24 protein-coding genes and 1 tRNA gene are annotated in these 17872 nt (G+C 58.1%); 12 read left to right on the forward strand and 13 right to left on the reverse strand.

The window, feature by feature from the left end; translation table 11 throughout:
• Positions 1-11 precede the first annotated feature (11 nt).
• The 7 genes from ACKLNA_RS14720 (at position 12) to ACKLNA_RS14750 (ending at position 4900) form a co-directional block, all read left to right on the forward strand.
• Positions 12-743 carry a hypothetical protein gene (locus ACKLNA_RS14720; protein ID WP_408986263.1) on the forward strand — a complete coding sequence of 244 codons (732 nt, stop codon included), beginning with the start codon at positions 12-14 and terminating at the stop codon, positions 741-743.
• Positions 744-782: 39 nt separating this feature from the next.
• Entirely contained in the window at positions 783-1502 is a 720-nt protein-coding gene (locus ACKLNA_RS14725; RefSeq protein WP_408986264.1) for a hypothetical protein, read from the forward strand.
• A gap of 4 nt (positions 1503-1506) precedes the next feature.
• Positions 1507-1923, forward strand: coding sequence for a fosfomycin resistance glutathione transferase (gene fos / locus ACKLNA_RS14730; protein WP_408986265.1), 417 nt, complete (start codon positions 1507-1509; stop codon positions 1921-1923).
• A gap of 60 nt (positions 1924-1983) precedes the next feature.
• Positions 1984-2622, forward strand: coding sequence for a LysE family translocator (locus ACKLNA_RS14735; RefSeq protein ID WP_408986266.1), 639 nt, complete (start codon positions 1984-1986; stop codon positions 2620-2622).
• Positions 2623-2698: 76 nt separating this feature from the next.
• The gene (locus tag ACKLNA_RS14740) at positions 2699-4048 is read left to right on the forward strand and encodes a bifunctional diguanylate cyclase/phosphodiesterase (protein WP_248742817.1); all 1350 of its coding nucleotides are present in this window, start codon (positions 2699-2701) and stop codon (positions 4046-4048) included.
• Between the two features lie 117 nt (positions 4049-4165).
• On the forward strand, positions 4166-4321 hold the full coding sequence (locus ACKLNA_RS14745; protein WP_082302357.1) for a KGG domain-containing protein: 156 nt from the start codon (positions 4166-4168) through the stop codon (positions 4319-4321).
• Between the two features lie 75 nt (positions 4322-4396).
• Positions 4397-4900 carry a DUF4142 domain-containing protein gene (locus ACKLNA_RS14750; protein ID WP_408986267.1) on the forward strand — a complete coding sequence of 168 codons (504 nt, stop codon included), beginning with the start codon at positions 4397-4399 and terminating at the stop codon, positions 4898-4900.
• Positions 4901-4944: 44 nt separating this feature from the next.
• On the opposite strand, the gene ACKLNA_RS14755 is transcribed toward ACKLNA_RS14750, so the two are convergent.
• Positions 4945-5355, reverse strand: coding sequence for a low affinity iron permease family protein (locus ACKLNA_RS14755; protein WP_408986268.1), 411 nt, complete (start codon positions 5353-5355; stop codon positions 4945-4947).
• A 213-nt stretch (positions 5356-5568) separates the two neighbouring features.
• Between ACKLNA_RS14755 and ACKLNA_RS14760 the strand changes: the two genes are divergently transcribed.
• Positions 5569-6654, forward strand: coding sequence for a type I restriction endonuclease (locus ACKLNA_RS14760; RefSeq protein ID WP_119428768.1), 1086 nt, complete (start codon positions 5569-5571; stop codon positions 6652-6654).
• A gap of 161 nt (positions 6655-6815) precedes the next feature.
• Entirely contained in the window at positions 6816-7640 is an 825-nt protein-coding gene (locus ACKLNA_RS14765; protein ID WP_408986269.1) for a methyltransferase domain-containing protein, read from the forward strand.
• Between the two features lie 41 nt (positions 7641-7681).
• Here ACKLNA_RS14765 and ACKLNA_RS14770 read toward each other — a convergent pair whose 3' ends face one another.
• Positions 7682-8410: a class I SAM-dependent methyltransferase gene (locus ACKLNA_RS14770; protein ID WP_408986270.1), complete on the reverse strand. Its 729-nt coding sequence runs from the start codon at positions 8408-8410 to the stop codon at positions 7682-7684.
• 508 nt (positions 8411-8918) lie between these two features.
• Here ACKLNA_RS14770 and ACKLNA_RS14775 point away from each other — a divergent pair.
• Positions 8919-9287 (forward strand): DUF6124 family protein, encoded by a 369-nt coding sequence (locus ACKLNA_RS14775; protein WP_408986271.1) that lies wholly within the window; start codon positions 8919-8921, stop codon positions 9285-9287.
• Positions 9288-9367: 80 nt separating this feature from the next.
• Here ACKLNA_RS14775 and ACKLNA_RS14780 read toward each other — a convergent pair whose 3' ends face one another.
• From ACKLNA_RS14780 to ACKLNA_RS14825, 10 genes are all read right to left on the reverse strand, one after another.
• The gene (locus tag ACKLNA_RS14780) at positions 9368-9727 is read right to left on the reverse strand and encodes a type II toxin-antitoxin system HigA family antitoxin (RefSeq protein WP_065257616.1); all 360 of its coding nucleotides are present in this window, start codon (positions 9725-9727) and stop codon (positions 9368-9370) included.
• A complete protein-coding gene (locus ACKLNA_RS14785; protein WP_408986272.1) occupies positions 9727-10029 on the reverse strand; it encodes a type II toxin-antitoxin system HigB family toxin in 303 nt (100 codons plus the stop codon). The genes ACKLNA_RS14780 and ACKLNA_RS14785 overlap by 1 nt, the downstream gene beginning before the upstream one ends.
• 217 nt (positions 10030-10246) lie before the next feature.
• The gene (locus ACKLNA_RS14790; RefSeq protein ID WP_408986273.1) at positions 10247-10654 is read right to left on the reverse strand and encodes a type II toxin-antitoxin system HicB family antitoxin; all 408 of its coding nucleotides are present in this window, start codon (positions 10652-10654) and stop codon (positions 10247-10249) included.
• Positions 10655-10688: 34 nt separating this feature from the next.
• Positions 10689-10868, reverse strand: a complete 180-nt coding sequence (locus tag ACKLNA_RS14795) for a type II toxin-antitoxin system HicA family toxin (protein WP_085710214.1) — start codon at positions 10866-10868, stop codon at positions 10689-10691.
• Between the two features lie 222 nt (positions 10869-11090).
• Positions 11091-11501 (reverse strand): PaaI family thioesterase, encoded by a 411-nt coding sequence (locus ACKLNA_RS14800; protein WP_408986274.1) that lies wholly within the window; start codon positions 11499-11501, stop codon positions 11091-11093.
• Positions 11502-11771: 270 nt separating this feature from the next.
• Positions 11772-11845 (reverse strand) — tRNA-Gly (locus ACKLNA_RS14805).
• A 169-nt stretch (positions 11846-12014) separates the two neighbouring features.
• Positions 12015-12902 (reverse strand): alpha/beta fold hydrolase, encoded by an 888-nt coding sequence (locus ACKLNA_RS14810; protein WP_085710215.1) that lies wholly within the window; start codon positions 12900-12902, stop codon positions 12015-12017.
• 312 nt (positions 12903-13214) lie between these two features.
• Positions 13215-13907 (reverse strand): pseudouridine synthase, encoded by a 693-nt coding sequence (locus ACKLNA_RS14815; RefSeq protein ID WP_408986275.1) that lies wholly within the window; start codon positions 13905-13907, stop codon positions 13215-13217.
• 33 nt (positions 13908-13940) lie between these two features.
• The gene (locus ACKLNA_RS14820; protein WP_408986276.1) at positions 13941-14159 is read right to left on the reverse strand and encodes a cysteine-rich CWC family protein; all 219 of its coding nucleotides are present in this window, start codon (positions 14157-14159) and stop codon (positions 13941-13943) included.
• A gap of 5 nt (positions 14160-14164) precedes the next feature.
• Complete coding sequence (locus ACKLNA_RS14825; RefSeq protein ID WP_408986277.1) at positions 14165-15652, reverse strand: diguanylate cyclase domain-containing protein; 1488 nt, start codon at positions 15650-15652, stop codon at positions 14165-14167.
• Positions 15653-15859: 207 nt separating this feature from the next.
• Here ACKLNA_RS14825 and ACKLNA_RS14830 point away from each other — a divergent pair, with 207 nt between their 5' ends.
• Complete coding sequence (locus ACKLNA_RS14830) at positions 15860-16117, forward strand: hypothetical protein (protein ID WP_192553046.1); 258 nt, start codon at positions 15860-15862, stop codon at positions 16115-16117.
• A gap of 178 nt (positions 16118-16295) precedes the next feature.
• The gene (locus ACKLNA_RS14835) at positions 16296-16685 is read left to right on the forward strand and encodes a hypothetical protein (RefSeq protein ID WP_085710220.1); all 390 of its coding nucleotides are present in this window, start codon (positions 16296-16298) and stop codon (positions 16683-16685) included.
• 51 nt (positions 16686-16736) lie between these two features.
• Here ACKLNA_RS14835 and ACKLNA_RS14840 read toward each other — a convergent pair whose 3' ends face one another.
• Positions 16737-17849 (reverse strand): enoyl-CoA hydratase/isomerase family protein, encoded by a 1113-nt coding sequence (locus ACKLNA_RS14840; RefSeq protein WP_408986278.1) that lies wholly within the window; start codon positions 17847-17849, stop codon positions 16737-16739.
• Positions 17850-17872: the final 23 nt, after the last annotated feature.

Consider the following 17872-nt stretch of genomic DNA (forward strand, 5'->3'; position numbering starts at 1 on the left):
AGGAGCGGGGCGTGACAGTGAAGTCTGGGGTGATGGGGTGTCTGGCGCTGTGTGGGGCGTTGATGGCGGGGCTGGTGTGGGCTGATTGTGTGCCTGCGCCGGTTGCGAACGAGCGGGATTTTTCTGTTTGCAAGGATTGGCCGGCTTATCCCGGACTGACGCTGAATGCGGTTTCGAAGTTTGAGCCGGATCCGGTGTATGGCAAGGACAATGATGTCGGCAGTTATGACCTTGGGTTATCGGTTACGACACATGAGTCGAAAGCGCTTGCCACCTATCATTTGCCCTCTGCATTCATGTCCGATGCCATCGCGTTGGAAAGCGTGGAGTTCGATACGGCGCGTTATAAGCTCACTCCCGAGCTTCGGGCTTTTGGCGTTCGTGTGAGATTCAAGGGCTCCTCTCGCGTAAATCCTATGGATCAAGTCCTGTTGTCGCTCTATGTGAAAGAGGGCGACAAGTTGCGTCCGGTGCTGGATCGACTGGTGATGTATGACTACGGTGGCGAATGGGATGGTGGGTGCGCGGGTGAGCGTTATTACACGGAACGCACCATTGAAATCGGTAAAACCAGTTCGCACGGTTACGCCGACCTGATTCTTAAGTCCGTCTCTACCGGCCTTGTGGGCGAGGGGCCACCGGAGACTTGTGAATTGAAGACTACGGCCGATAAACCCGTATTGACCACACTTCGGTATGACGGCAAGTCTTACGTCCTGCCTCAAGGTTTCAAAGGTTCGTGACTGACGCCTGCTTAACACGACTTATTTCAAGGAAGAACAATGCTCACCCCAACCCGACTTTTCATCGCCCTCGGTTTTCTGGTCGTCACCACTCAGGCCCACGCCGCCTGTGAGATAAAGAAATTCGACGGTCACTCCCTGTCACGCTGCAAAGTGTGGCCGGCCTACCCGGACAAGGCGATCTCGGCAAAGTCCACATTCGTGTCCGACTCCGAAGGTGATCACGACGGCGTATTCGATCTGGAGTTGTCGCTCCTCAACGCCGCGAATGCCAAGCCGTTGGCGACTTACGCCAAGCCTGGAGCCTACAACTCCGATGCCATCCGTTTCGAGGACCTGACCATCGACACGGCTCGCTACCGCCTGGCGTCCGACGTTCGCGCATTTGGCTTGCGTACGAAGTTTGCCGATCAGCTTTCTCGGGCCAACCCCTACGCGAAAACCGATCTGGCGCTGTATGTACGCGAAGGCGTCAAATTGCGACCGGTGCTGGAAGGGCTGGTCATTCGCAAGGAATTTGGTGAGGGTAGCGGTGAGTGCGATACCAAAGACACGAAAATCCTCAGGACCGTGGAAATCGGCCCATCCAGCCATAATGGCTTCGCTGACCTGATCGTTTCCTCAAGTGGAGTGGTGTACACCTCGACCCAGTCAGGCAATGAGTGCGTTTCCAAAACCACCGACCTGAAAAACACCCAAATCACCCTGACCTACGACGGCAAGCAATACACCATCCCCGAAGACCTCCGAGGTTACTGACCTGATGCTCACCGGCCTCAACCACCTGACCCTCGCCGTCAGCGACCTGGATCGCAGCCTCGCGTTCTACCGCGATGTCCTCAAGCTGCGAGTCGAGGCCACGTGGGACGCCGGCGCCTACCTGTCGCTCCCGGGCCTGTGGTTGTGCCTGTCCCTCGATGCGCAACGCCAACCCGAGCCTGCCGCCGACTACACCCACTACGCCTTCAGCCTCGGCGCGGCGGACTTTCCACGATTCGTGCAACAGCTTCGCGCTGCGAACGTGCAGGAATGGCGCGACAACCGCAGCGAAGGTGCGTCGTTCTATTTCCTCGACCCGGACGGTCACAAGCTCGAAGCGCATGTTGGCGATCTGGCCTCGCGACTGGCCGCGTGTCGGCAAAAGCCTTACGCGGGGATGCGTTTTTTCAACGAGTCGTGAATATTCACAAACCGCTGGGATAGACTGGCGGCCACGTTTTCCGGCGCTTGCAGGTATTCCATGACTCCATCGTTGCTTTTGGCCGTGCTGGCCTCGGGTTTCATCTACGGCATCACGCCGGGGCCGGGTGTGCTGGCGGTGTTCGGCATTGGCGCCGCGCGCGGTCGTCGGGCCGGGGCGGGATTCCTGTGCGGGCATCTGCTGGGCGATGTGATCTGGTGCAGCACCGCGCTGATCGCGATTGTCGGCGCCCGGGAAATCGGCAGCACCGCATTCGACGTGCTCGGCGTACTCAGCGGTCTGTACCTGTTCTGGCTCGGCTGGCGTGCGGTGCGGGCCAAACGCAGCAACGGTGATCAGCCTCAGGGCGCGGCGCGTCAGCCGTTCTGGCACGGCATCCTGTTCGGCCTGACCAACCCCAAGGCCTACCCGGTGGCGGTGGCGACGTTCACCGCGCTGCTGTCGAGCCGCGCCGAACTGCTCAACTGGTCGATGCTGCCGATGCTGATTGCCCTGAGTTTCCTCGGCGGATTGCTCGCCTACGCTATTCTCATTGGCGTTGTCGGCGCCCGTCAGGTGCGTACGCTGTATCAGCGCCATGAACTGGCCATCACCCGGTTGTGCGGGGTAATGTTCATCGGTTTCGCCATCAATGCTCTGGTGCACGCGTTGCCGGGGCTGATGCCGAGCAAGACTTAAAAAAATCGCTGGGATGCGAGGTTGAGGTCAGGGACGGTTGATCAGTGCTGCATTGCCCGGACACCCACGCTGAACCATGGAAAGCCGAAATTCTGCGCCCTTGGCGAGTTACATCGATCTGTTGCTGGACGCCGTTTGCGCGGTCGACAAACAAGGTCGCTTCGTTTTTGTCAGCGCAGCCTGCGAGCGGATTCTCGGCTATACCCCTGACGAGTTGATCGGCCAGTCGATGATCGACTACGTCTATCCCGCCGACCGTGAGCGCACCCTGGCGGCCGCCAGCGACATCATGGGCGGCGAGCCCAAGCACAATTTCGAAAACCGCTACGTGCGCAAGGACGGCAGCCTTGTGCACATCCTCTGGTCGGCACGCTGGTCGGAAGTCGATCAACTGCGCATCGCCGTGGCCCGGGACATCACCGAACGCAAACTGGCCGAGTCCCGTCAGGCCGCGTTGTATGCGATCTCCGAAGCGGCCCATGCGGCGGAGGATCTGCTGGCGCTGTTCAAACGCATCCACCTGATCATCGGCGAGTGGCTGCCGGCGCTGAATTTCTCCGTGGCGCTGTACGACGAACACTGCGCAAAACTGAATTTCCCCTATCACGTCGACGATGACGAGTTGCAACCGGAGCAACCCGGCACCGTGACCGGTCGCCTGTGCGCCGAGGTCATCCGCAGCGGCCAGCCGATCCTGCTGACCCCGGATTGCCCGCAGGCCCCGGCAGGCTTCGAAGCGCTGGTGGCGGGGCAGCAATCACCGTGCTGGCTCGGCGTGCCGTTGAACTCGAAGAACGGCACCATCGGCGCCCTGATCGTCAAAAGCCTGCCCGGCGGCGAACGCTATACCGAGCGCGACAAGGAACTGCTGCAATACGTCTGCGCCCAGGTTGCCACCGCCATCGAGCGCCAGCAGTTGCACGCTCGCCTGCGCCGTATGGCGCAATACGATCAATTGACCCAATTGCCCAATCGCGAGTTGTTGCGTGATCGACTGAAGGCGGCGCTGGCCAGCGCTCGCGAAACCTCGGGGCACATGGCGCTGCTGTATGTCGATCTGGATCGCTTCAAACAGGTCAATGACACCTTCGGCCACGGCGTCGGCGACATGCTGCTGCAGACCGTGGCCAACCGCCTCAAGGGCTGCGTGCGCGAGACCGACACCGTGGCGCGGATCGGCGGCGACGAGTTCGTGGTGCTGCTGCACAGCGTCCACGCCCCCGACGATGCCGACAGCGTGGCGGAAAAAATCCGACAGGTGCTGGTGCAACCCATGCGCCTTGACGGGCACAACCTGCACATCGAGCCGAGCATCGGCGTCGCGCGCTTTCCCGAACATGGCCATCATGAGCAGCAACTGTTTCGCCACGCCGATCAGGCCATGTACGCCGCCAAACGGGAAAATCATCGGGCGCGGGATATCTGACTGGCGGCCGCCGTTCGTCGCGGCAACGGCAACTTTTCTAAACCTTTGGGGGCTGGCGAATTCTCAATCCAGGCGGGCATCTGCTCGCTGACGATCAATACCAAGAGGAAGAGAATCATGCCTAACTCAAGAAACTCGAACTCGGGAAACTTTGCCAACGATCGAACGAAGGCCTCTGAAGCCGGTCGCAAGGGTGGGAAAACCACCACCACGACTGTCGATAAAGAACCTAAAACTGAAATGGGCCGCAAGCCCGCTCAGAAATCGAAGTAGTCGGCGAAGGTTGTTTTGATTGAGAGGCGGGGGCGCAAGCTCCCGCTTGAATTTGCCGAGAAGGAGGGCGCGACCATGAGCCGGATGGCCACCCGAGTATGCAACATCAGTTTTGTCACCCTGCTGGGCCTGAGTGCCGGCAGCGCATTTGCCCAGTCGCCCGCCGACTTCATCAACGAAGCCTCGGCCAAAGGCATGGCCGACATCGAAGCCAGCCGCCAGGCCCACAGCAAGGCTGAATCCAAAGAGGTCAAGGATTACACCATCGTGGTCATCAACGACCGCACCACGGCCAACCAGCATCTGGCGAAAATCGCCAAGAAACTGGACCTGCCCATCGCCCCCCGTGAAGAAATCGCCGACAAGGCCAAAGCGCTGATTCCGGAAGTGAAGGACGGCGTGTCTTTCGATCAGGCCTATGCCGCCAGCCAGGTCAAAGCCACGGAAGAAGCCATCGAACAGATTCAGCAGGAAGCCCAGACTACCGACGTACCGGAGATCAAGGCCTTCGCCGACGAGACCCTGCCGAAGCTGCAAAGTCACCTGGAAATGGCGCGGGCGCTGCAGGCCAGTCGCTGAAACCGGGTTAAATAAAAACGGCGCTCAAGGCGCCGTTTTTTTGCTCAGCAGTCATTCAGGTCCTGCTTCGGTTTGCTCTTTTCACCCAACCCGTCAAGGTTGAAAACCTCGCCTTCACCCAATGCCCGGTAGTGTTTGCGCAACGCTTCAAGTTGTTTGAGATCCAGCGCTTCAAGCCCGAGCATCGCGTTCTGCGCTTCTTTGGTTACCAGCAACAATTCGTCGATCTTCAAATGCAGGATGTCGGTATCGCGGTTCTGGGTGTTCTGGATCAGGAACACCATCAGGAACGTGATGATCGTGGTCGAGGTGTTGATGATCAACTGCCAGGTGTCATTGAAATGAAAAATCGGCCCGCTCAACCCCCACAACCCGATCAGAATCAAAGCCCCCATGAACGTCTTCGGACTGCCGGCCCAGAGTGCAAGCTTCTGGGAAATCTTTGCGAATTTCATGGCGGTGTTCCTTGTGGAGGGAGCTTGAAATTCAGACAGCGGGGGAGGGAGGAAAATTCTGCTTGCCGATGCTTGCGGTCGATGGGAAATGATTGCCCTGCATCAGGGGTTTAGCTGGAAGACTTTCATTGTCTGGGTTTGCGTCTACGATCAAATGGCAATCAATTTGCCAGCATGCGAATGCACAGATAGAAACCCAGTCAGAGGCCGCTCATGGAATTCTTCGAAAAGTTAGCCAGCCTTGCCGCCAAAGTCCGGTTGCAGAGCGCTGCAATCCAGACTGAAGAGGCGACAAAAAATGCGTTTGTCATGCCTTTCATCAGTACGGTTCTGGGTTACGACGTATTCGACCCGACAGAGGTGACGCCGGAGTTTGTCTGCGACATCGGCACGAAGAAGGGCGAAAAAATCGATTACGCGATCATGAAAGAGGGAGAGGTACAGATCCTCATTGAGTGCAAGAAGATCGGCGAGCCCCTGCACATCAATCACGCCTCGCAGCTGTTCCGTTATTTCCACGTCACCAGTGCCAGGATTTCCATCCTCACCAACGGTCAGGTCTACAAGTTCTTCACCGATCTGGATGCGCCGAACAAGATGGACGAGAAGCCCTTCCTTGAACTGGATCTTCTGGATATCGATGAGTATTCGGTGCCAGAACTCATCAAACTCACCAAGTCCGCATTCGACGTCGAGTCGATCATCAATGCCGCAGGTGAGTTGAAGTACGTCAGCCAGATCAAGAAGGTCATCGCCTCGCAGGTCAGCAAACCGGATGACGACTTCGTTAAGGTTTTTGCTTCCCGAGTCTACGACGGGGTTATTACGCAGAAGGTGCGTGATCAGTTTCATGAGCTGACGAGAAAGGCAGTCGTACAGTTCCTGAATGATCAGATCAATGATCGTCTCAAGTCCGCCATGAGTGGGGCGATCCAGCCGGCGTTGGCATCTATTCCGACGGTAGCCAGTGGAACAGATCCGGTCGAGTCTCGTGATGAGTCAGACGACAAGATCATGACCACTCTGGAAGAGCTGGAGGGTTATCACATTGTTCGGGCAGTCGTTCGATCAATTGTCGATGCCAAACGAATCGTACAGCGTGACACCCAGAGTTATTTCGGAATCTTGCTCGATGACAACAACCGGAAACCGATTTGTCGCCTGCACTTCAATCGTTCGCAAAAATACATTGGCATTTTTGACGAAGAGAAAAACGAAACTCGCCATCCCATTAGCTCGGTAGACGATATCTACGAGTATTCGGAGCAGTTGAAGAAGACAGTTGGCTATTACGACTAGTGCGGAGTCTTTCAAAAAACCGGCCATCGGCCGGTTTTTTATGGAAGCGAGGTCCTCGAAAAGAAACACTCAATGCCGCCACGTCTTAAGTCGGATAGGGAATGCACAGGGAGTCGATGTATCGTAGCGAACCACTGCAAAAGTCCTGACAGGAGAACGCAATGACCTGGTCCGCCAAACAATACGTCGCTTTCGAAGATGAACGCACCCGCCCGGCCCGTGACCTGCTGGCGGCGATTCCCACGCGAGAGGCGCGTTCCGTGGTTGATATCGGTTGTGGCCCCGGCAACTCGACCGAGCTGTTGGTGGAGCGTTTTCCGGGGGCGAACGTGCAGGGGCTCGACAGCTCGACGGACATGATCGATGCCGCGCGCAAGCGTCTGCCGCAGTTGCAGTTCGAGGTGGCGGACATGATCGATGCCGCGCGCAAGCGTCTGCCGCAGTTGCAGTTCGAGGTGGCGGACATTGATCAATGGGCGGATGCGGGGCCGTTCGATGTGATCTTCGCCAACGCCGTTTTGCAGTGGGTGCCGGATCACGGGGCGTTGTTGCCGGCGCTGGCGGGCAAGCTGGCGCAGGGTGGCAGTCTGGCGATTCAGATGCCGGACAACCTCAACGAGCCGTCCCATCGATTGATGCGCGAAGTCGCTGCCAACGGGCCTTGGGCCAGCAAACTGGCCGGTGCAGCGGGGCAGCGGACCGAGATGGCGGATGCCAGTGCCTATTTCTCGATGCTGCGTCCGCATTGCTCGCGGGTCGATGTGTGGCGCACCACCTATCACCATCAACTGGCGGGCGGCGCTTCAGGCGTTGTCGAGTGGTTCAAGGGCAGCGGTTTGATTCCATTCCTCAGCCCGCTGACGGAAACGGAGCGGGCGGAGTATCTGACGCACTATCTGGCGGAGGTTGCGAAGGCTTATCCGGCGCTGGCGGATGGTTCGGTGTTGTTGCCGTTTCCGCGGTTGTTCATCGTCGCCACACGTTGAAATGAAAAAGGGCCGATTGGATCGGCCCTTTCTTTTTGCGGTCAGCGCTGTACGGCGACCAGCATCATCATCGGCCGCTCGCGTTCCTCGGCGAGCGCCGGTTGTGCGGCCACTTCTGCATCGCTCGGGCCCCATTCGTTGACGTGTTGAATCGTGAACCCGGCGTCGATCAACGCGTTGAGCAGCGTGCCAACAGTGCGATGTTGCTTGATCACGCCGTCCGCCAGCCAGTTCGTAACCCGTTCGCCTTCCATCTGATAGCTGTCCAGCGGCCAGCGCTTGTTGCCTTCGCTGTCGACCAGCCAGCCCGGATTGCGCGGCGCCATGAAGATCGGGTGCTCGATGGAAAACACGAAGTGCGCACCGGGTTTAAGCGCGGCATGCAGCTTGGCAAACAGCCCCGAGAGATCCTTGATGTAGTGCAGGGCCAGCGAGCTGTAGGCCAGATCGAAAGTACACGCAGGCAAGTCGAGCTGTTCCAGGTCGGCACGTTCGTAGCGGATGTTCGCGGCCGAGGTGGTTTCCTTCGCTCGTTCGAGCATTTTCTCCGAGACATCCAGCCCCAGCACCTCGGCTGCACCCTGTTCGCTGGCCCAGCGGCAGAACCAGCCATAGCCGCAGCCCAGATCCGCTACCTGCAAACCGTGCAGGGAAGGCAACAAGGCTTTCAGCGCCGGCCATTCCGGCGCGGCGTCGAGGCCGCCGATGGAGCGGTTCATCTGGCTGTAGCCCTGGAAAAATTCGGGGTCGTCGTAGATGTTTTGGGTCATGGTGCGGTGCTCATTTGAATTTGATTTGAGTGGCGCAACGGCCACGATTTGAAGTCCCTCGAAAGGTGATGGCGCGTATTCGTCGATGGCCGGGTGGGTGATGGGGAAATGCTAGCGGGTCGTGGCGAGCGTGAGAACCGACGGAGTGTTGGGGATCTGTAAACGTGGTTTTTCGATTCGGGATGTTTAAAGAGTGGGTCCAGTTTGCTGATCCTTCCCACAAGGTTTTCAGGTTGTCCGTCGGAAGTGCGGGCTCTAGCCTGTGAGGGTCGCTGATGAATCGGCGATCGGGATTGGAACCCCCGCGACTTCACTGAATGCAAAGCGCCGTTCATGACGTATGCTTGCGCACCTTGATGGTGTGCACTCTGTTATGGCGGCTGTGCGCGGGAGACTTCGAGTCTGTCGGGTTTTGCTCAGTGGCCCGGGTTCCAACCTGCGTACAGCTGCCACCCCTTCGCGTGGAACCGAATGGGTCAGCTCTAACCATCACACTGGGTATCAAATCATGTTCAAACCAACGCCGAATCCACCCGAAGTCGAAACCGATCCAACGTCCCCCTACACCTCAATCGACTCCAGAAAACTCAACGACGCCGCCAATCGCGCCCTCGATCACTATCTCTGCCCCGGCGCCAATGTCATGGGCACGACCAACCAGCCTGAACCGATGTTCCTCGCCAACCCGGCCTACAACGCCGAATCCCTGCTCGCCAACGCCTGCGAATCCCTGGGCTCGGCCAGCGAAATGCTCAGCAACTTCGCCGCCGTGCTCGATCCGTCCCATCGCAAGACGGCACTGGGGATCGCGCAGGTCGTGATGCTGGGGGAATTGGCGGTGAATCAGGCGCTGGATCATGTTGAGGTGAAGGGCTGAATTGCAGCTGTTCTGGCAGGCATAAAAAAACCGGTCATCGCGACCGGTTTTTTGGTTTCCGTATCCCTGGATGATTTCTGTCAGGAAACGCCCGAAAGCAAACTTTCGTAAGGAATTCGCAATCCATCGTGAAGGCGTTTGATCATCGACAGGCTCAATTTTCGTTTGCGGTTCAGTACTTCTGACACGCGTCCGCTGGTGCCAATGAAAGGCTCCAGGTCACGAGGAGTCAGGCCTTGCTGTTCCATGCGAAATTTAATTGCCTCAATCGGATCAGACGGCGGTATTGGGTAATGTTCTTCTTCGTACTTCTCGATGAGTAGCACGAGGATTTCCAGTTCATCACCTTCAGCCGAGCCGATCTCGGCTCCCCAGAGCTGTTCTACTCGTGTCAACGCCGCAGCCAGATCTTCCTGGCTACGAATTGGCTTGATGTTCATTACACGGTCTCCGCGTTGATCTGGTCATACTGGGCATGGGTGCCGACGAACCGGATGAAGCCAAGCTGCCGCTGGTAATCAATTGCCAGAATCACTCGATATTTGTTTCCACCGATATTGAAGACAACCCTTGCACCCTTGAGGATGCTGGCTGTTCTGAGCTCGGCCTTGATCTCTTGTGGCGTGCGGTAGAGTGCCTTTTCCATATGGCGATACCATTCAACCAGCGGGGTCTGGGAATCAAAATGAGCTGGATTGCTCTCCCAAAATTCCCGCAAGGTTGCTCTTGCAATTATCCGCATCCATGCCTCCTCCCGTTTTGGGAGATAGTAGTCTTCGCCTAACAGAGATGCAATCTCTGATATCCATTGAGCAAAGCGGGTGAGTCGCTTTGTCGTAAGCGTAGGGGCCCACGTTGAAGCATGTGATCTGAATTATTTATCAAGGAATGACGGCCTGAGGTTTCATCAAAAACGGACATAAAAAACCGGTCATCAGGACCGGTTTCTCAATTTAGCTTCAACCTTGCTGCAACACCTTGAGCGCCGCCGAGGCCAGGAATCCGGAGCGGCTTTTCTCTTCCGGGTGGTGCAACACGTATTCATCAATACGGTTCAGCAGGTAGCCCGGCAATGTGATGGTGAGTTTCTGGGCTTTGCCCAGGTATTTGGTTACATCGATGTCCACCAACGCCCACGTGCAGCCAGCGTATTTTGGATTGGCGGCATGCAGCGTGACCTTGTTGGCTGGCGGGATCGGCGAACCGTCCTCGGCCAGAATCTCGAAATGGCCTTCGATGGCTTCGCGAGCCATGGCCATTGCGTCGTCCAGATCATCTCCAGCGGAGAAGCAGCCCGGAATATCCGGCACCTCCACTCCCCAGGCATGTCCTTCATCACCCACTGAAATCGCGATCGGGTAAAGCATGTGTCGTCCTCCACGGCGCAGTTGACCGAACGAGTCAAAGCAGCGCCTGTTGCAAAATGCTGATGGCCGTTTTCTTGAGCAGATCCTTCTTCGGGTGAGGCACTGTGACCAAACCAGGTTTGGTCGGATGCTTGAAGTGATGATGACTGCCCCTGATGCGCACCAGATACCAACCGTCTGCGACGAGCTGGCCAATTAGAAAACGGCTGTTCACAACACCTCCTTGTGGTGTGCTTGGTGGGTACTATACCCACGATTTTTTTACGATCAACACTATAACCACCGAGCGGTCATCGTCCTTTGATGAGGCTGGTGTTCACGAAGGAGTCTAGGCGGGGGTCATGCAGCAGGATCAGAAGTGTATTGCGGGCCGTTGCTGCGAAATGAAACGGGCACAAAAAACCTGTCATCAGACCGCTTGGATTCGTCTGGGGTACTACTGCGGCACAGCGAACACTGCGCTGGCACGGGCAACCATTCGATCACCGACATGCAACCCGACAGTGGCAAACGCTAACTGCCGTCCTTTTTTGGAGTGCTCAACGCGTACCTCGAGCCACTCATTGATCTGCACAGCGCTGAGGTAGTCCAGGGTCATGCTCGCCGTGATCAATGGCAGGGGAGGGTCGCTGGAGAATGCCATGGCGTAACCCATGCCGACGTCCGCCAATGTCGCCAGGACCCCGCCATGCAACGTGCCCCGTCCATTGGCATGTCGTGAGTCTGTCCGCAGACCGATTTCAAGTTGCAAGCCGCTGCCTCTGGTATAGATCGGGCCAAGCAAGTCGAGCAGCGGACTGCTGCGGGTCAGCGAAGTGAAGCCCTCGGGAATAGCAGTGTCGTTCATGGTCAATCCCTGTGCCGGTTGGTTACCAGCTTCTTTGGCCTGAATACGGAGCGTTGCTTATGAGGGTTTAAACCTGACTTCGCCGTCGGAGAAGGATCATACGTATGCGGAATTTGCAGCGATAAGCTGATCACGATGGAGGCGACGGTAACGATCTTTGGATTTACCAATGAAAACTCAAATCGCAGACACAAAAAAACCGGCCATCAAGGCCGGTTTTTTCTGTTTGCGCATCCCCCGTCAAACCACGACGCAGGACATGAATTCGATTGGAGCGGGTGAAGGGAATCGAACCCTCGTTATCAGCTTGGGAAGCTGGAGTAATGCCATTATACGACACCCGCTCAGAGCGGCTGACTTTGTACCAGACTCGGCCACGGATTTGAAGTTTTCTTTGCGTGTGGCGAGCGGAAAAGCCTGAATCAGAGCCGGATCGGTCAATCGCGGGCAAGCGCTGAGGGCTGGAGGACGGCTTTATCTCAGACCCGCAGGCTTGCTCGCGACGACGCTGTTTCAAACGGCCAATGCATGGTGATCCTGAGTAAACGGGTGACGCGTTCGGCTGATGGGCTGCTGTGCAGGTTTCAGGAAGCCGAGCAGGGCGTTCTGGCTGTCCCGGCAAGCGGACTTGTGTTCCATGTCGAGAAAGTGCCCGGTGGCCTGCAGGGTGGTGAAGGTGCTTTGCGCCACGTGGTTGCCGAACAGCCGGGCATCTTCGGCGGCGGTGTATTCGTCCCATTCGCCGTTCATGAACAGCACCGGCACGTTGATCTTCTTCGCCGCGTTCAGGTAGCACTGGCGATCACTGTTCAGCACGTTGCTGATGTGAAAGTGCATCTGCCCGTATTCGTGCTCGGCGAGGCTGCTGACATGGCGATAGTTGAAGCGCTTGAACAGCGAGGGCAGGTGCTTGCCGATGGTGTTGTTGACCAGATGGCCGACCCGGTCGCCGTCGCGTTTGCCGAGGCATTCGACGCCGCGCTCCAGGTAGTCGAGCATGTGCGCGTTGACCACCGGAGAGAAGGAGCTGATCACGGCTTTTTCGATGCGCCGGGGCTGGTGCGCGAGAGCGACCATGGTCGCGGCGCCCCCCCAGGAAAACGACAGCACATGTTCGGCGGCGAAGTGGTCGATCAGTTCCAGCAGGATCAGACCTTCGACTTCTTTCGTCAGATGTTTCTCGTGACGATTGTGGATTTTCGACCTGCCCGCGTAGGGCTGGTCGTAGCAAACCACGTTGAATTGCGGGTGCAGATTTTTCACGGTCTGTGCAAACGACGCAGTCGTGGCCATCGAGCCGTTGACCAGAATAATGGTCTTTTCCGCGGCGTCTGCGCGATAGAACTCCGTGTAAACCCGATACTGACCCTGTATATCCAGCACAGCGATTTCTGGCCTCATGTCATAAGACTCCTGGCAAGCGGGTATGCGCGCAAATAGAGATTGCACGAGCTTTGTGACAGGTAGGCATACGCCTGGAATTTTGGAGCCCATGTCGATCCGGAACGGCAGGTCGACGGGTATTGTTATTGGCGGGCAATCTGCCGGCTGAGGCGGAGCCCTGATGGCTCTCTACCGGCAAAAGGTTTCTTAGAAGTTATGTGTGACTCGTCGGTCACAATTTGGCCGACGTCCTGATTCAAGCAGGGGGATCCGGATCGCGCAAGTGCCGTTGGTAAATTGTTCGACAACTTCTGCTGAGCGGTCGGCGGCTTAGAACAAATGGATCTCTTCGGTGCGCAGGGCGCGGTATTCGCCCGGTTTTAGCGCGTTATCCAGGTGCAGCAGGCCCATGGATTCGCGGTGCAGGCGCAGCACTTTATTGTTGAAGTGACCGAACATGCGCTTCACCTGATGGTAGCGACCCTCGACGATGCTCAGCCGCGCTGTTCGCGGGCCGAGCACTTCCAGCTGCGCCGGTTGGGTGGTCAGGTCTTCGAAGGCGAAGTAGATCCCCTCGGCGAACGTGATCGCATATTCCGGGCCGATCTCCTGCTCGGTCTCGACGTAATAGACCTTCGGCAGTTTGGTCTGGGGCTGGGTCAGGCGCCGGGACCAGCTGCCGTCGTTGGTGATCAGCATCAGGCCGGTGGTGTTGAAGTCCAGGCGCCCGGCAATGTGCAGGTCATCCTTGTCCGGCTCATGGATCAGGTCGAGCACGGTCGGATGCTCGGGATCGCGCGTCGCGCTGACGTAGCCCCGGGGTTTGTGCAGCATGAAGTAGCGCGCCGGTTTCCCCGTTTGCAGCACTTCGTCGTCGACTTCGACGCGGCTGAATTCCAGGACTTCGCTGTGGGGATCGCTGACGACTTTTCCGTCAATGCGCACGCGCTTTTCCACCAGCAACAGGCGAACCTGCTTTCGGTTGAAGCGGGGCAGGTTACTGAGGAAACGGTCGACACGCATGATCAGGAATCGGCAGGGAGCGGGGCGCGCATCTTACGGGATCGATGGCTTGGCCGCTTGCAGTTGTGCCTCGACCCGGGCGCAACGCGGGCACAGGCAGGACTTGTCGCGCAGTTCCGGCGGCAGGGCTTCGAGCACTGCCGGGTCAATGGACACGCCGTAGCACCAGCAGGCGTGGTCGGCGGTGCGCGGGTCGGCCAGGGTGCAGCCGTTGCGGGCGCCGCAGGCCGGGCAGAGGTCAGGTTTGTTCATGGGGCTCAGGCATAGGTCGATTGATGCATTTCCACGCAGATGCGGTTGCGGCCGGTCTGTTTCGCCCGGTACATCGCATGATCGGCCCGGGACAGCAGGCTGTGCAAGGTGTCATCTCGTTGCAGGGTGGTGGCGCCGATACTGACCGTCAGATTCAGGGTGTGACCGTTGTAGGCATATTCATGCTGTTCGACGTGCTGGCGGATTTTCTCGGCAATCTTCTGACCGGTCTCGCCGTCGGTGTCCTTCAGCAGAACGATAAATTCCTCACCGCCCCAACGACAGACGATGTCGGAATGGCGCAGACAGCTTTGCAGGTCCCGGGCGAAACCGATCAAAACCTGATCGCCGGCCATATGCCCGTAGGTGTCGTTCAACACCTTGAAGTGATCGAGATCCAGCAGCAGCGCGGTCAGCGGTTTCGGCTCGCGATGGGCTTCCTGCAAGGCCTGCCCGGCGAGCAGGTCGAAACCCCGCCGGTTGGGCAGTTCGGTGAGGCTGTCGAGGGTAGCCTGGGCGTGGATCTTGTCCTGATAGCGTTTGATCAAACGATTGACCAGCGCCAGCACGATCAACGTCACCAGCAGGCAGATCAGCAGGTTGAGGTACAGCGACTGGCGAATCTCGCTCAGTGCACTGTCTTCGCGTTTATCGACGAACAGGTACCAGTTCAGCTCCGGAATAAACCGCACGTTGAGGAAATGTCCCTGGCCGTGGGCGGAATATTCGTAACTGCCGCTGTGGGGTTTGGGTAACTGGCTGACCAGACCTTTCATGCTGTCGAGATCCGTCAGGCTTTTCCCGACCCGCGCACCTTCCGGCCCGCCCTCGGCGCCGGTCAGTACCAGTCGGCCAAAAGTGTCGACGAAGTAAACGCTGCGTTGATAGCGCTGCTGGTACTTGTCGATCAGCTTGATCACGGCATCCACGGTCAGTCCCACGCCGGCGGCGCCGATGAAGCGATCGTTGTAATCGAAGACCTTGTAGTTGATGAAAAAGGTCATGTTGTCTTTGTTGGCCAGATCCGGGTCGACGTTGATCTCGTACGGATCCTTCATGTCGCGCACGCGGAAGTACCAGGCGTCGCGCGGCTCGTCGATCTTCACCTGCTTGAGCACACCCTTTGCGTGATAGTAGGTGTGGCTGCTGTTGGAGACGAAGAATGCGGTGTAGGCACCGTAGTGGGTCATGACCTCGTCGAGGTAGCGGGTCATCTGGTCGCTGTCTTTCTCGCCGTTCACCACCCAGTCGCGCATGAAGGTGTCGCGGGACATCATCGAGGAAATCAGGATCGGTCTGACAAGGTCTTTCTGGATTTCCGAATAGACGGTGTCGGAAGTCAGCGGCAGTTCGGTGTTGACGATGTTGTCGCGGATCGAGGCGCGCGAGGCGTAGTAGCTGAGCAGCGAGGTGGCGAGGAAGCCTGCGCCGAGGAGGGCGACCAGCGTCAATACCAGCGAACGTTGGGAGTAAAACGCAGATCTGAGCGGCATTGGCAATTCCGTTGACGGTGGCCCGATGGCAGCATTCTAGTGGCAGTGGCGGGGAAAAGGTTGCGGCATATTTGCCTGAAATGAGCAGCCTGTTGCGCCGCTGATCCGACGGGCGATGGAAGTTGGCACTCGGCAGCGGTCAGCCAGTCAAAACTGTTGTCAGCCGGTCTGTGCCGACTGCTGTCACAGGTCTTCCAGGAGGCCGTCATGAGAACTGCAAAATTGCTGCGTCGGGTGCTGCTGGGAGCAGTGCTCGGTCTGGGGCTGTCCGGCTGTTATTACTACGGTGGCGGCTACGACGTTTACTCCGCGCCTTATTACTATCCAGGCTATTACTCGCCCTATTACTACGGTGGCTACTACGGCCCGCGCTATTACGGTGGCGCCCGTTACTACTATGGCGGTTACGGGTATCGAGGCTACGGGCGAGGTTATCGCGGCGGCTATCACGGCTGGCATCACTGATCGGTGGCTGAGTGCGGCGTCGTTTTCGTGAACAAGGTTTCATCAAGCACATGTTTCAAGTTGTTACAGAAACGCACCAGATTCCGAAAACGCTGTCAGATATTTCGTCAGTCGCCGAATGAAAGACTGACGCCTGCCAGCGTCGCTGGTGTGGCTACCCGCGGTCCAGGAGGCCGCCATGTATCGCCGAATTCTTCTGCTTGCCGCGTTGCTTTTTTCCGTTGCCGGTTGCGTCCCTTATTCCTACGGAGACAGCTATTACAGGTCAGAGGTCTACACATCCCCCGCACCGGCTTATTACACAGGTGGCGGCACTTATTACAGCGGTGGCAGCACCTATTATTCAGCCCCGCGTTACTACCAGCCTGCACCACGCTATTACCAACCGGCGCCACGTTATTATTCGGCGCCCCGGTACTACCAACCGGCCCCGCGCTACTACGAGAGCCGCCGCTGGCACGGCGATGATCGTGGACGCTGGGATGGCCACCGTCGTGGTGGCTGGGACGATCATCGCGGTCGTGGTAACCATGACCGTGGCGATCACTGGCGCGGCAACCGCTGGTAACCCCCCGCAAAAAAGCGGCGCATTGAGCGCCGCTTTTTTTATGCCCGGATTTCAGTAACTGGAGAGATCCGCCAACGGATGCCGCCCCTCCCAGACCTTGTGAAAGTGCGCCTCGACCACCGCTTCCGGCACCCGTGCGATGTCCGGCCAATGCCAGTGCGGTTTGTGATCCTTGTCGATCAACCGCGCGCGAACCCCTTCGCTGAACTCCGGATGCCGGCAGCAATTGAGGCTCAGGGTGTATTCCATCTGAAAGACTTCGGCCAGTGACAAGTGGCGGGCGCGGACGATCTGTTCCCACACCAGATGCGCGGTCAGCGGCGAACCTTCACTCATGGTTTTCGCCGCCCGGGCAATCAGCAGGTCGTTGCTGTCCCGTTGCAGGCTGATGGCTTTCCAGGCGCAGCTCACGTCGCTGACATCCAGCAGATCATCGATTGCCTGACGACGCGGCAGCCATTGCGCCTCAGGCATTTGCGCCACAGCTTCCTGCTGCAACGCCTTGAGCAGGCTGTTGAGCTGCATCGCGGTCTGTTCCTGCCAGTTCAGTTGCAGCAGGCCATCGATCAGTTCCTGCTGCTGTTCGTCGAGCAGGAAGCGGTCGGCCAGATCCAGGTCGAGCGCATCACGGCCATTCATGTGCGCGCCGGTCAGGCCGAGGAACAAACCGAGCTTGCCCGGCAGTCGCGACAGAAACCAACTGGCACCGACATCCGGGTACAGGCCGATACTGATTTCCGGCATCGCCAATCGACTGCTCGGCGTGACGATCCGGATGTGTGCGCCTTGCAAGAGGCCCATGCCGCCGCCGAGCACATAACCATGACCCCAGCAGATCAACGGCTTCGGGTAGGTGTGCAGGCTGTAGTCGAGACGGTATTCCGCGCTGAAAAACTGCGCAGCCAGTGGCGGCACTTCGCCGGGATGGGCGCGGCAGGCTTCCACCAGGCTGCGCACCTCGCCGCCGGCACAGAAGGCCTTGGCGCCATTGCCGCGCAGCAGCACGCAGACAATTTGTGGATCCTTGGCCCAGGCGTTCAGTTTGTCGCTCAGGGCGTGGATCATCGGCAGGGACAGTGCATTGAGCGACTTTTCGGCATCCAGCGTGGCTATGCCGATGCGCGCGCCGTCGGTGCCGGTCAGTTCTTCGAAGTGCAGATTCATCGTGACCTCGATCGGGAATTTGA

Origin of the sequence: Pseudomonas sp. UV AK001 (assembly GCF_046097675.1) — a bacterium.
GTDB lineage: Bacteria > Pseudomonadota > Gammaproteobacteria > Pseudomonadales > Pseudomonadaceae > Aquipseudomonas > Aquipseudomonas kribbensis.